Annotated in this window: 8 protein-coding genes; 2 read left to right on the top strand and 6 right to left on the bottom strand. The window is 39.1% G+C overall.

Annotation, left to right across the window (positions count from 1 at the left end):
* Positions 1–100: 100 nt before the first annotated feature.
* Positions 101–1,417 carry an ATP-binding protein gene (locus LJC66_RS01645; protein ID WP_230931699.1) on the bottom strand — a complete coding sequence of 439 codons (1,317 nt, stop codon included), beginning with the start codon at positions 1,415–1,417 and terminating at the stop codon, positions 101–103.
* A gap of 368 nt (positions 1,418–1,785) precedes the next feature.
* On the opposite strand from LJC66_RS01645, the gene msrA reads away from it, so the two are divergent.
* Positions 1,786–2,301 carry a peptide-methionine (S)-S-oxide reductase MsrA gene (msrA, locus tag LJC66_RS01640; RefSeq protein WP_153252085.1) on the top strand — a complete coding sequence of 172 codons (516 nt, stop codon included), beginning with the start codon at positions 1,786–1,788 and terminating at the stop codon, positions 2,299–2,301.
* Between the two features lie 49 nt (positions 2,302–2,350).
* Here msrA and LJC66_RS01635 read toward each other — a convergent pair whose 3' ends face one another.
* Together LJC66_RS01635 and LJC66_RS01630 are read right to left on the bottom strand one after the other, a co-directional pair.
* The gene (locus tag LJC66_RS01635; RefSeq protein ID WP_230931698.1) at positions 2,351–3,988 is read right to left on the bottom strand and encodes a family 14 glycosylhydrolase; all 1,638 of its coding nucleotides are present in this window, start codon (positions 3,986–3,988) and stop codon (positions 2,351–2,353) included.
* A gap of 105 nt (positions 3,989–4,093) precedes the next feature.
* Positions 4,094–5,248, bottom strand: a complete 1,155-nt coding sequence (locus LJC66_RS01630; protein WP_195695544.1) for an endonuclease — start codon at positions 5,246–5,248, stop codon at positions 4,094–4,096.
* A gap of 287 nt (positions 5,249–5,535) precedes the next feature.
* On the opposite strand from LJC66_RS01630, the gene LJC66_RS01625 reads away from it, so the two are divergent.
* Positions 5,536–6,012 (top strand): hypothetical protein, encoded by a 477-nt coding sequence (locus LJC66_RS01625; RefSeq protein ID WP_013055111.1) that lies wholly within the window; start codon positions 5,536–5,538, stop codon positions 6,010–6,012.
* 50 nt (positions 6,013–6,062) lie between these two features.
* On the opposite strand, the gene essA is transcribed toward LJC66_RS01625, so the two are convergent.
* The 3 genes from essA to essC are packed head-to-tail and all read right to left on the bottom strand — an operon-like array spanning position 6,063 to position 14,186.
* Positions 6,063–6,560, bottom strand: coding sequence for a type VII secretion protein EssA (gene essA, locus LJC66_RS01620; protein WP_230931697.1), 498 nt, complete (start codon positions 6,558–6,560; stop codon positions 6,063–6,065).
* Positions 6,538–9,711 carry a type VII secretion protein EsaA gene (gene esaA, locus LJC66_RS01615; protein WP_230931696.1) on the bottom strand — a complete coding sequence of 1,058 codons (3,174 nt, stop codon included), beginning with the start codon at positions 9,709–9,711 and terminating at the stop codon, positions 6,538–6,540. Before esaA ends, essA begins: the two co-directional genes overlap by 23 nt.
* A complete protein-coding gene (gene essC / locus LJC66_RS01610) occupies positions 9,708–14,186 on the bottom strand; it encodes a type VII secretion protein EssC (RefSeq protein WP_230931695.1) in 4,479 nt (1,492 codons plus the stop codon). The genes esaA and essC overlap by 4 nt, the downstream gene beginning before the upstream one ends.
* Positions 14,187–14,189 lie beyond the last annotated feature (3 nt).

Below are 14,189 nucleotides of genomic sequence, written 5' to 3'. Positions count from 1 at the left end.
CTTTATGGTGAATTTCCCCCTTAAATCTGTAGCTTTTAGCAAGGTCCTCCTTATCATTTTTTTGCAGCTTAATCTCTATATGTTCTATCGGTTGCTTGATTTATTTCTCTATATCTTTCTTATTAAATAAATATGCCTGTTTTGGATGGTTTGGCTGATTTGGATATTTCAACTGTAATTGTCCTTTTCGTAATAGCTTTGTTAAATAATTATTACGTACTCCATCCGGCGTTCTTTCTAGTAAATAAGCAAACTCTTTAAGCATGAGCGGTTTTTCTTTACATAACTCCAGAATAATATGTTCCATCTGATTCGGCGAAAGCCGTTTTTTTTCACGAGCCAGCGCTGCAATATCCCATAGCTTCGTATCAATATTCTCTGCATTTACCAAATTAGAAGAATTCTCTCCTTGTTCATTATTACAGGAGTTATAATTTTTATTATAGGAGTTAACATCGTTATTATAGGAGTTATCTTCCTTATTAAAGGAGTAAACATCGTTATTATATGACTTTAACTCCTCTATTAATTCTTTATTATAGGAGTAATCGTTTTTATTATAGGAGTCTGTTTCGACATCGTTTTTAGGTGTATTTTGATATTTTTCGACATCTTTAAAATTATTTCCCGAATCATCTATAGACGTGTTATAAGTGTCTTTTTCAGAAGAACTTACCTGTCTTTCTTGAGTGGACAGAGATAACATAACCACTGTACGATGCATAGAAACATCTTGATCAATAACCGGCGTTTTATAATGATGCAGGTTCCAATTTTGCTTTACTTTTTTCAAACCAGAGCCCGAACGTTCACATAGCCCTAGTAAACTAAATAGCTTAACGATATTTGGGTTTCGAAGCTGACTAACGGTATTGCTAAAAACTGAATCTGTAGGTACTAACAAAAGACCTGGATTAGAAAAAACGTAATGAGAAGGTTGCTTTTCTAAAATAACGCCGCCCTCGCCATTATAATCTGCATGAATAAGCATATTAATCAAAACTTCTGTTAAAGAGGAAGCGATTGACGGCTGAGGTTCGCTATTACGAACAATTTCATGAATATGAAAATAAAAATCAAAAATATTTCCTGACCACGTCCCGTCTTGAGAGGTAAAGCGCTCTGTCCATTCTTCGTTCCCTTTACTTTCCCGGTATTCTAAAAAGTATTGTGGTAAAACTTCTGTGATAATCCGTTCTTCACTGAATAAAAGCAGGCCTGCGAGTGTGACTCCTTCTTTATGGGTATCTCTAACCTTTCCCCAAGCTCCTACTTTGTATAAAAACTCCTTTGTTTCAAGTGCATTCCAAGGATGAGCTGGTTTTACTTCAGCAAACCGATCCCGGTAGCTTTTGATCGTATCAAAATTTAATTCGTTTAATCCATAGTGCTCTAGGATGAGATTATCTTGTAACATATTCAACTCTCCTATTATCTTTGTATATTTATTCAACAGCGCGAATATGCTGTTTCTTACCTCTTGTTACTAACGTACTAACTTTATTTATCTAGATGCCATCAGTACACCAAAGTCTAGTCCGTAGATTGTACTTCTGCTGTGCAATTTCTTCTAAATCGATCTATACATCTTATCTATTCTATCATTTTTTCTTTATTCTCTCCTTCATTTTTCAATCTTCAAAACAGTCGAGTTTATTGTGTAAAAGCTGTGGATAAAGATAAATATCCACAGCTTTTACACAGACTACAAACCCTTTTCTAGCTGTTTCAATATAAATTTGTTATAATACCCTTCATAACAACGGATTAAGTGAGGGATTACGTATGGAAAAAGCTACATTTGCAGGTGGATGTTTCTGGTGTATGGTTACACCTTTTGAAGAGCTAGAAGGTATTCACGGCATTGTATCAGGATATATGGGGGGAACTGTGGATAACCCTACTTATGAGCAAGTAAAATCTGGGACAAGCGGTTATTACGAAGTGGTTCAAATCACATTTGATCCTAAAGTGTTTCCGTATAAACGTTTATTAGATCTTTATTGGCCGCAAATTGATCCAACAGATGATGGAGGTCAATTCCAAGATCGCGGCTCGCAGTATCGAACAGCAATTTTTTACCATAACGACAGCCAAAAACAAGCAGCTGAAGAGACGAAGCTAGAGGTCGCAGAAAGCGGACGTTTTAAAAAACCAATCGTGACAAGCATTCTTCCTGCCTCTACGTTTTATGAAGCCGAAGAGTATCACCAAGATTTCCATAAGAAAAATCCAAAGCATTATAAAGAAGACCGAGCTAAGTCCGGTCGAGATGAATTTATTCAAGCGAACTGGAAATAATTCTTGTGTTCCAAACAAAGCCGCATAGCAAGTGCTATGCGGCTTTGTTTTACCAATTATCTGTATAAGTCGTTGTTGTTGACGGTACGCTCCAATATTGCTGCGAAGGCTGCCATGCTTTTAACGATCCATCAGCTCTCTTCACAATTGCTTTAAATTGAACATTTTGACTCGCAGGAAAATAGACAGTGCCTCTCCAATCAGCTGTAGATGAATTGTATGTTAATTTAATTGGATAAATGGACGTATCCCACTGACCTAGCTCAGCTCTGTCTCCAACGATATAAACCGTTTCTCCTAATGCGGTTGGCGCATTTTTTACTACAACCGTTTGCGCAACTGGTGTAACGCCCAACGTATTTTTAAATTGCCCCATCAGCGTATCATTGTTAATAACATCGTAGAAACGAAGCAAAGTAAATCCTGCAAAATTATAGTTAAAGGCCATTTCAGCTGCTTTTTTATATTGATCTTCACTGCCTATAGTTAAAGCATTTTCCCCGTTTAAAACAACTCCTTTTGCATTCGCAATACCTGCTACCTGGCGTACAAGTGTCTTTGGCATAGAATATTCTGGATAACTTCCGCTGTCCGTCATTTCTAAGCACGTAAACGTTATATCTAATTTAGCTGTTTTAAACGCATCTAAAAGCGCGTTGTAATCATTATATCCAGCAGGTTTTTCTGCAGCATGAGGAATCATAGGATTGTTATACTGCCAATGAATTCCCGCCACTTTTGCACCGATTGGTACGTTAAAGGTGGAATCAAAAGCCTGATGAGCTAACTGTCCAATACGTTTTGTGTGATCTTCCAAAGCTCCTTGATACCATGCTAAGAAATCTTTTCCATAAGCTGTTGAATAACCATCTTTTAAGAACTGATAGCCATCTGATGGCGGTAAAATTTGTGATGCAGACGTTAAATTGGTTCCCCATGCTTGATTAATACCGGCGAGTGAACCGTATTTAGTCAAAGCATATGATTGAAACTTGCTTTTGGCGAAGTTCGTATACACTTGAAATTTCCCTCTAGACGGATAGCCGGTTCCGTCTGCTGCTGTATAAGACGGATAACGAATTTCACCTGCAGGGCCTCCTGATAAATAGATTTTAGCAATCACGTCTTTATAAGGTGCTAACGCTTGCGCAAATGCCGTATAGAGCTCTCCGTATTGCTTAGAAATAACGTCTGTTGCAAGCGGGCTTAGCGTTTCTTTATTTATCGTTCCCGTTTCAGATTTAAAGTAAAGGCTATCATCGCTTTTTAAGTTCCATACCCAAGATGGAAGCGGAACGTTACAATCATCTCCTACATTGCCGCCGCACTGATGAGTAGAAATAATTGGAACGATCTTTATACCCGCGTTACGAGCTGCTTGAGCAAAGCGCTGAGCATAAGAAAAATCGAACTGCTGATCGCCGTTTTTCTCCATATCTCCCCACCAGAAGTCTACTGTCACTGCATAAAATCCATTTTGTTTCGCTTTGCGTAAATCGTTCTCAAACGCTTCCCATGTCGTATAGTCTGTTACCTTTTTTAAAGGCGCCATTAAATAGGTTTTGTAACCTGGATTCATTGATTTTCCATCTACGGCAGCCGCTCCGTTAAGTGGATTCAAAATGAAAGCGTTAACAAAAATAAGCACTAAAATAAAAGCCAATCCTTTTTTACATAGCTGTTTCATAGCTTCCCTCCATTTTTTCAAAATCACCTATAGGTATTCGGCGGATTTTAGTTTTTTCCTTTTTCTTTTATAAAAAAAAGACGCCCTGTCAGGACGCCTCCTTCATTAGTTCCAAATCTCATTCACCCATTCAGGATGGTCAATAAACGGGTTGCGATTATGCTGATAGTCTGAATAAATAATGTCATTTCTACGTCGTTCTCGATCATCTACTGGATCTTGGGCGTTCCATTGAAGAAGCACAGATAATTTCCCGTGATAAGGAGCAGTGCCATTATTTACTGTGTTATTAAGTTCTAAATCAGGTTCATCACTTATATCGCCTTCATAGCGCACGGCCATATAAAACAACATACGAGCCACGTCGCCTTTTACTTCATCTCGAGGTTCCCAAGAATCACTGTCAAAATAATTTCGGAGTGCTTCGCTATGTTCCGTCCCTCCGTTATCAAAATCTAAGTTTCCTCTCGTACTGTTTACAGACACATCGGTTGGACGTAAGTGATGAAGATCTGTTCCAGGTCCCATAGCTGTTCCAAAATCCCCGTGAGACTTTGCCCAGACGTGCTCACGATTCCAATCGTCCACTCCGCCTCCATTTGTACTCTTAGCCTGTGAACGCCCCGTATAGAGCAAAATAACGTTATTTGCGTTAGCTGGATCTTCATCCGTTTTCTTTAAAGCTTCCCATACGGCTGAATACGACAGTTCTGTGTGATGATCAATAATGTTATGAAGCTCTGTCTTTAAGGTATTTCCTGTTTTTCCAGCTGCGGTACGATAATAGTCTTCTACTGGAACGGTTGGCTCTGTGGGATCTGGAGTCGGATCAGTTCCTCCTGTTTCTGTACTGATAGAAGTAACTGATTTTATTCCTGGGTGTGAAAAATAAGGAGTGAGTGTGCCCTTAACAGTAAGACTTTTCCCTTTTAACTCCGAGTGACTTTGAAGTCCAAATGTACTTCGCAAATTTGAAGGAATTTGAACGTACACCATCTCGTCTGTATTGGTTTCATTTGCACTATCAGCAAGAGCAAGTGCATAATCGTTTGGGTAATTGCTCGTAATAACCGTAGATGTGCCTGTAGGTTGACCTACTACATATCCTTTAACCGTTTGTACACTATTGTTTTGATTCTCAAGAGCTTGTGCAACAGATAAAAATGCGGCTGCTTGACTAACAGGAGTTAAGCTTACTAAAAGAACAAAAACAAGCAGGGATAGTGCCCATGTTTTTTTACACAGAGCGTATAATTTCACTTTTTTATTCCTCCTTATGATAGGTTTGAAAACTAGTTTTCTTCCACCTCTTTATATTATTTTTTCACTGTGAATTCCCTGCCTATTTTTTGTTAAGTTTTATAGTGAAAAAGATGTATTCTTCTTTACAGTGACAGCCACTTTATGCGAAGGGTTATATTTTCAAAAGTCCACATTGGAAAAAGCATTATGTGTCTTTCTTTATATATGGTATAATCAACCGAATCGTAAAAGAGCTTATACCATTTCAGAAAATGAAATGATTTAAATAGAAATGAGGATTGTCTATGCTTAGTTTTGACGAAAAATTAGCTATTATTTCATCGTTTCCAGAGCTGCATCGAAAAGATGTATCTTTAGGACGCGTGAACTTTCATTATGAAGAGAGCGTGTACGATAAAACGGTTGTTGTGCATCATCTGCACCCTAACGGAAATGGATTTGTATATGCAGGGTTTTTAAAAGGATATGAAACAAATGACAAAGGTCTTGTAAACATCCGTGATTATACAGAAGAAGAGCTTCGCTCAATTATTGAAGCTTCTATTGAATCTTTGTCTACCCTTCCTGATACAGCTAGAGAAGAAGCTATTGTAGGGAATGGAAATGAACAGCGCTGGAACGGCCCAGACAATGCAACGCTTTTACTTGTTCATGAAGATGATCTGTGGAATGTTTATTCTGGCTTGAATTTAGAGGCAGCATTTCTATCTTACGAAGAAGCCGAAGATTATTTGTTTGAAGAGGGCTTCCGCCGCCTATAAGCTTGCTTCTATACGCAAAAACCTCGCTGTTGATTAACAGCGAGGTTTTTTCATTTTTTCACAGAAGGCTGAGGGCTAATGCGCGGTATTAAAACCACAAATAATACAACAACCCCCACACCAATCAATAATAAATAAAACCATTGTAGGTCTGATGACTTTTCAGAAGCAGTTTGTTCTGTTCGATCTTTCTTGTAGGAAGTGTTTTTAGAAGAAAACAAGTTATATTCTTTTGCTTTCGCAGAAATCGTATTATCTTCAGCTGATGCGTTCGCAAAAAGACTTTCTTTTAAGCTCTCTTTCTCTGCATCTTCCTCTTTTTCAAATGTAAGATCCTTTATTTCCTCCGGAATATTTCCTACTTCTTTTTTATTTTCTAGCAAAGATTCGGGGTCCAAGTTAATCGGATCATCCTTATATACATTTGGTTTAATCTCTTCAACGTTTCCGTCATCAGCTTCAGCCGCTGCTGCTATAGGGAAACAAAGAAGTGAAAAAATAAGAACAATACTTCCAATCTTCTTATTAAGCACTATAGGTTTCATCATTTTCAACCTCTTTAGTCGTCTTTAAAGCACGAATAATAGATGGCAGAACACTTAAAACGGCAGTCATTCCCAGTAATACAATAAGCGCCTGTCCAAACAGAGACTGCGTATCATATTGAATTGACATATATACTTTAGATACTGGATCTTCATAATTAAAGTTTGGCATAGATAAGTTAAGAAGCGGGGTAATATAAAATAAAATCAACCCTACTGTCGTCACCCATCCAGCGAAGCTCCCTAATAAGAAAGCAATACGTACGAGTGTAGATGTAGCAAGCAATAAGACAATCGTAAAGATTGACCATTCCATTGCCCGGTCTCCCGATAACGAATAAATATTAAGGCTAAAGATACTTACCATTAACCCTACAATTAAATTCAATAACCCAAACAGCGTACCTTTCACAAGCATAGGTGCATGTCGGTAGTATTGACTGAAATAGCCAATTAGTAAGCTGCTGATTAAGATAATAACCAAAATGACAACTGGTGGAACCTCTTTTACTTTTTCAGCCGGCACTTCACCGCTTACTTGAAGAGGATTGGCTAAATAATGATAAACGTAATCATTATTCTGTCCATCTACTAATGTATTATTTAACAAACGGTATACCTGGCCGCGAACCAACTTCGTCGAATCCACGTTTTGGGCCCACTTGCTGTTAAGCGTGTCAGCTTTATCCTGGACTTCATTTACACGCTTCTGCAATTCATCTGTGTATGTGACAACATTTGCTTGTCTTTCACCTAAAGATGAAATGAGTTCGTTCATTCCCTTCAACTCTTGACCCATGCTTTGCTGAAGCGTCATTAAGCCCGTGACGTCCGGAGCTTCTTTCTTTTCTAATGCTTGATCTTCACCTGCGCTAGATTGAAGCTCTTGATTCATTGCATTTGCTTTTTCTTGAATAGCTGATAGCTCTTCCATAATAGATGCTTGTTCAGCATCAACTGTTTGTCCATATTGATCAGCAAAATCTTGCACTGAACTTTGGAACTGTGCTAACTCTTCTTTTGTTAGAGACAGGTTTTGTTGGATTTGCTTACGTGCATCTTGAGAAGAGACGGTGCCAGCTAATGCCTGCTGCAAACTTCCTTTAATAGAGTCATTGTTAAGGACGCTGTTCTGTATGTCTGTATTTCCTACCTGAGCTAAAGTCAAATCATACTGCGATAAATCACCGTAGTACTTTAGCAGATCTTCTGCACTGCTGCTTTGAATCTTACCTGAAAATGTATTGCTCAACTTTTCCTTGCGAGAAGCTGAAAGGTTTGGAGAAGATAAAATTTTATCTTCTTTGTTTGTAATCATCGTAATGAGATTGTCTACATTCACACTACCTTTAGAAGGCTTTTTGCCGTCTTCTTTCAACTTTTCATTCTCTTTTTTTAATCGTTCATTTTCTTCTTGAAGCTTAGCAATTTGACTGCTCGACGACTTGGTCGCTTCTTCTAAGTCTTTCTCTGCTTTGTTTTTCTGTGCTGTCAAAGACTTAACGTCTGCTTCCAAACTCGCAATTTTCTGCTTCAGCTCATCCGTATTTTCTCCTGAAGCTTTCGGCTGAACTGTTACATTTTGCAGCTCATCTTTGACTGCTTGTACCTGTGTTTTCAGATTAGCCACTTTTTCAAGCGCACTTTTCACAGCATCGGATGTACCTGATGTGTCCGGTGTGTCCGGTGTTTCAGTCGTTTCCGTTCCCTCAGATGTCTCAGGTACTTCAGGTGCTTCAGGTGTTTCGTTCACCATTCCTTGGAGCTGCTGTTCTAAGTCTTCAAGCCCTTTTGATATATCATCAAGCTTTGCTGTTTGCTGAGATAAATCCACTTGAATTGGTTCTGAGGTTTCTTCGCCTTGACCAGCATCTGGCTGAGTTCCATCATCTTCTCCAGGATCCGTCGGCGTCTCTCCACCTTGATTCGGATCTGGCTGAGTTCCGCCACCTTCTCCAGGGTCCGTTGGCGTCTCTCCGCCTTGATTAGGGTCTGGCTGAGTTCCATCACTTTCCCCTGGATCCGTTGAGCCTCCGCCACCTTCATTTGATGAAGCTGTCTCTAGCTGCGCACGAAGCGGCTTTAGCTTACTTTCAATTTGATTTAGGGTTGTTTGCTCAGACTGCTGTTTATATGAACTGACTATTTGGCCGTTCAAATCTTGCAGAGCTTTTTCTTGTTCACTGACGTTATCTGCTTGTTGGTCTCCAAGTTCTCCAACGGCTTTTTGGTTTTGATCCAGCTGCTGTTGAATGGAAGATAAGCCACTAAACACTTGATTGGCCTGTTCATTAAAATTTTGCTTAGCGCTTGGCTGATTAGATTCAAGGGAAGACAACCCTTGTTGAATCGCAGCGACGCTTTGAGCCTGCGTTTTTTCAAGCATTTGTTTCTGTGTTTCTTGATATGTTTGATATTGATTTACATATTCAATGAAGCTGTTTAAATTCTTTTCAACCTGTTCTACGTCACCTTGTCTGTCGCTAGAACCTTTTTCCGCTTTATTTACATTATCTTGGATTTGCTGAAGAATTTTCTTTTGATCATTTAATTCACCTGCTAAATCTTTTGAATTCGGTTTATAAAAAGCGACCATTGTTTTTTGAAAGGCGATTTCTTTATTTAGAATTTTATCGAACTGTCCGCGTACCTTATCCACTTCCTGTGATACATAACTCCAGTACAAAGAGGACATTTCATTATTAACCTTTGTAGTAGCATCTTCTAATTCCCCTACTACTTTTTCCTTATTAACTGCGTTAAGCTGACTTTGAACTTTGTATTCCAAAGTAGCTTTTTCTGGCTTTTTTTCCTGATACGATAAAATATTTTGTGAGAAAGTCGAGGGAATATAGATAACCGCATCATATTTTCCATTCTGTAAACCGCTTGTAGCTGCGCTTCGTCCAAGCACGGTCCATTGATAATCCGACCCCTCCTGTAAAAGAGGAGTCACTTTTTCTCCAAATTCTATCGCTTTTTCACTATTTTCTTTTACTCCATTATCTTCGTTAACAACCGCAATCGTTCTTGTTGAGTTTTCTGTGACTTGCAGCGGGTTGTCTCCAATATACTGGAAAAAGAAAGAAGGAAGAGCCAAAATTAAAACAACAGCTAATATGACTTTAAGTGTATACTTACGCTGTTCGGTCATGTTAAGATCTTCCTTTCACTTACACATAGCGGGATTTGAATTCTTGTTTCTTTTCCACTTTTAATATAATAACCGAAGCCAGGATTAACGTCGGCTTCTTTTCGGTCATAAGGAAGTGTAAATAAGCTTTGCTCTGTTTTCTTCATCAGCAGCACGGCTTGGCCAATTTGCTTCACTTCTGTTGTTAACGCGTCAAATCCTTTTGAAAACTCATTGTTGTTCCCAGCAACAATCAAGTTAAAGCCCAGGTGGCTATAATTTTTCATCAATTTTGTAATACGATCCTGCAGGACGCTGTCTAAGTTTTGCTGGAATCGTACAAATCCGTCTACTACAAGCATGATCGGGGCAAATGAAAGACTGTGTACCGTTCCTGCCTGCACTGCTTCCAAATACTTATTTTCACGTCGCTGCAACCGTTCTTCAGTTAAATCAAGCCAGTCGATAATCTGTTCTTTTGTTTCCATGTAAACAACTTCATCTTCAGCTGCATAGCTTGATAAACCGCGGTCAACCGAATCAAATAGTCCGATTTGCTTCACGCCTTGTTCAAGCGCTGTTTGCAGTATGACTTTCACTACATTTGTCTTTCCTTTTTGCGTCTGCCCCATGACGATACAATGCTTATTTTTCGTAAAGTTCATATGCACCGGTCGAACAAACTCTTCATCCAACCCAAGAGGAATAACTCCTTTTTCCCGAATAACTCTTCTGTCCGTCATAAACTCGGCAAGCACAAGTTTCGATGACAGCATTGGCACCGGCTCCGGAAGAATAGCATCAGCATATTGATTCTTTAATCGTTGAATTTGCAGCTTAACTGCATCAAAAATTTCAAAATCATCTTTTCCTTCCGCAGGTAAAAACAGCTGCGCAAAATAAGGTTGATCCGTTTTGATAATAGCCCGGCCTGGAATAGACTCTAGCGCATACGGCGTACGTCCTAAAATAGAATACGCTTCTGAATGATCCATTAAATAATGAACCACTTTCGTTTTCAGGTTATTCATAAGTGACTGACGAATAGAATTCACGCGCGTCGCGGTAAAGATCATATAAATTCCTAAAGACTGGCCGTCACGCACAAGCTGTGTGAACTGCATTTCTAGATCTTGCATTTCTTCTTTGACCAGATCAAAATTATCAATCGTGATAAAAATTAGAGGAAGCTCTTCTGAACTTAGAGCATTATACATTTTGATATTGCTAACTTCCTGCTGTTGAAATAACTGCTTCCGCCTTGCGATTTCTTGTTTGATAATCGTCATGAATTTTTCAATTTTACGCATTTGATCCATTAAGAAATAATCCGCCGTATGAGGCAGCTGACGAAGCGGCAGCAGCGTGCCGTTTCCAAAGTCAAAAATGTAATAATGAAGCTGCTCCGGGCTCTGTCTTTCAGCTAGACTAAGAAGCAACATCATGACTGTAAACGATTTACCGTATCCTGACGAACCAAATATACCAATGTTTCCATCATCCATCAGCTGATAATTGTATACCGTTTGACTTTGCTTTTCTGGTTCATCAATCAAGCCAATTGGGAATACGCCGTCTCGCTTCTCTTTGTACTCACTGCGAAGCAATCTCTCTTTAAGAGGCGGCAGCCATGGACTATTTAATTTTTTGATACCTAATTCCTGCTGCGTTTTTTCAATTTTTTGCACCACAACATCAATTTCTGCTTCCGCTTGTTTAGATGACGTCTGCTGAGTAGATACATCAGATAAAGGAATCAACCCGAGATCTGTGACAATGGCGACTTCATCTTCAGCCCCATACGTATCTTCCATGTACGGCGCGCCGCTCCAAGCTGACTGAAACAGTTCATACACTTCATTATTTCCAACCTGCAGATAGCCTCGACCCGTCACCGTAATAGAAGCAGCGTCCGCATTTTTTAAGATTTCTTTACTGTCAGCGGCATCTTGGACTTTTAAAGCTACTTTAAAGCGCGCATTACTCCAAATTTGATCGTCAATAACACCGCCTGGCTTTTGTGTTGCTAAAATTAAATGAACGCCTAGACTACGTCCAATGCGCGCCGCGCTGACTAATTCGCGAATGAACTCTGGTTCTTCACTTTTTAACTCAGCAAATTCATCCGAGATTAAGAATAAGTGAGGGAGAGGTTCTTCTGCCATACCTTGCTTATATAAATCTGTATAATCATTAATATGATTGACTTCATATCTATCAAACAAGCGTTGGCGTCGCTTTAATTCACTTTTAATAGAAGCTAAGGCTCTTGTACTAAAATTCTTACTTCCTTCAATGTTTGTAATGGTTCCAAGCAGATGAGGCATGTTTTTAAACGGCTGAGCCATTCCTCCGCCCTTATAGTCAATCAATAAAAACGCGACTTCATGTGGGTGGAAATTAACCGCTAGCGAAAGAATATACGTTTGTAAGAATTCACTTTTCCCTGACCCCGTCGTACCTGCAAGTAATCCATGAGGGCCGTGAGCTTTTTCGTGAAGATTTAGTTCAACAATATCTTCTTTTCCTTTTAACCCAATAGGAACTGCTAGCGACTTAGCTGATTCATTGCTTTGCCACCTTTGTACGATATCCAACTCACCAATTTCTCTTGCTTTAAATAATTCTAAGAATGAAACGCTATTTGGAATTGAGTTGGTCATGCCAACTTGGTGATCCAATGTCCGCAGCATCCTTGAAAATTTTTCATTATAATCAAGCGTGTGTTTATCAAGCTGAAATGGAATATTCACAGCTTTTTGCTTTTGAATTAATATATCTCCCTCGGATTCGTTAATATAACGAACGAGTGTGTGAACATGCTCCGTTAAGCTTTCCTTTGTCTCTGCCGCAAATATCGTAGAAAACCCGAGGTGAGGGTGATATCCTTCTAAATACTCTAAGATAACGTGATCTGCAATTAACTGCTGATTCGTAATAATAAAAACAAAGTGAGGCAAGAAAACCCCTTCTCCTTTTGCTTCATCTAAATCGCGTTCTCTCAGCATTTCATAAATAGAAGATAAAAGCTGATCTCTCGTTTGTTCATTATAAATGAAACCTTTCGCAAAAGAATGGGGAAGCTGAAAATGAGGAAGCCATTTCATCCATTCCCACTCCTTATATTCTTCTTCATCAAAAATGAATACGAATCTTACGTCATGATAACTGTGGGAAAATGCCAGCTGTCCTACAAGCTGATGCAGTTCATTCTTCACCGTTTTCATCTTTCCTACCAGACCGATAGAGCCTAAACCTAAATGAGCAGTAACAGGGGCATTTTTCACTTCTCGATAGACCTTTTCCATGTGCTGAGACTGCTCAAGCAAATCATCAATTTCTCGATTAGCCATATCTCCGCTATTCAAAGAAATTTGGTAGCTTCCAGGAACTGTTCCTGTTCCAAGGCGCACCTGTAAAAAATCACTGCTTTCTACAGTTCGTTCCCAAATTCGATCAGAAATCTGTTCTGTTAAATATTTCATTCGTTCAAACGTCGGAAAATGATAAGATAATACATCTCGTTGAACTGATACTAGTTCTTGTAATTCCTCGCGCTTGTTCTCTAAATACTTTGTATAAATTCGACGACGACGCTCCTGCCGCTTCTTGCGCTGTTTTTTATCTTTAAAATATTGAACAGTAGATACAATCAGCGTGGTCGTAAACATCATGACAGATATAATAATAAAAATTCCCCTAGGCTGAATAATCGAGACCGTACCCATGACTAAAAGCATGACTAATGGCGGTAAAATAGTAAGCCATAAGCTTCGGTTATTTTCATCATTGTCTTGCGAAGGAAAGGACAAGCTCACCTTATCATTAGGCAAATCATATATCATGCGCGGTGTCCGTCTATAAACCGGGTACTTCTTTTTCATTTCAGAAATAGGCTGTGCCGTAGCTGGAAGCTTAGATGCATAATCATAGCAGCTTTGAATCTTCAGCAAATCTTTTTCGATCAATTGAATCGTCATAGAAGACCATAAAATAAGATCTCCAGGCTGAAGGTTCGTATTCTCTTCTAGTCGGTGTCCGTTAAGATAAAGCGGTTCTTGGTTATAAAAGACCTTCCACTTCCCGTGTATCTTTGATAAGTAAAATCCTTCTTTTGGCTCTATTACACACTTTTCTTTCTGCTGATACACATCAGCTGCTTCATCACTTGTGGAAAACGAGACTTCTGATCCGTAATCAATATAATAGACAGCTTCTTTAACAGCCTTCTCTGTAAGGACAAAGGTTAAAGCATGTCCTTGTTCTCGCCATACAAACGACTCAGAAACAGATAGCTCTGCTATCCTTTCTTCTCCGTAGGAAATCAAGAGCCGTCCGTTCTTTTCAGATGACAGCGTGATTTGCCCTTTCTCAAACGGATAGGAAAACGTAAAAGTTTGATGCTGAGTGTTTCCTACCGTTGCTTGGCGAAAGGTTTTAAAATCTACAGGCAGCTGCTGATACGTTTGCCCACTAACTACCCAAAGCATATTCATACA

This window comes from Priestia sp. TSO9 (genome assembly GCF_021029645.1).
In the GTDB taxonomy this organism is placed as follows: Bacteria; Bacillota; Bacilli; order Bacillales; family Bacillaceae_H; genus Priestia; species Priestia megaterium_E.
This window is presented reverse-complemented; position numbering and strand designations above follow the sequence as displayed.

What these genes read in the sequence shown, in the direction of transcription:
- LJC66_RS01645 (WP_230931699.1), bottom strand. Translation starts at nt 1,417, where the DNA reads ATGTTACAAGATAATCTCATCCTAGAGCACTATGGATTAAACGAATTA.
- essA (WP_230931697.1), bottom strand. Translation starts at nt 6,560, where the DNA reads ATGATGAAACCTATAGTGCTTAATAAGAAGATTGGAAGTATTGTTCTT.
- msrA (WP_153252085.1), top strand. Translation starts at nt 1,786, where the DNA reads ATGGAAAAAGCTACATTTGCAGGTGGATGTTTCTGGTGTATGGTTACA.
- LJC66_RS01635 (WP_230931698.1), bottom strand. Translation starts at nt 3,988, where the DNA reads ATGAAACAGCTATGTAAAAAAGGATTGGCTTTTATTTTAGTGCTTATT.
- essC (WP_230931695.1), bottom strand. Translation starts at nt 14,186, where the DNA reads ATGAATATGCTTTGGGTAGTTAGTGGGCAAACGTATCAGCAGCTGCCT.
- LJC66_RS01625 (WP_013055111.1), top strand. Translation starts at nt 5,536, where the DNA reads ATGCTTAGTTTTGACGAAAAATTAGCTATTATTTCATCGTTTCCAGAG.
- esaA (WP_230931696.1), bottom strand. Translation starts at nt 9,711, where the DNA reads ATGACCGAACAGCGTAAGTATACACTTAAAGTCATATTAGCTGTTGTT.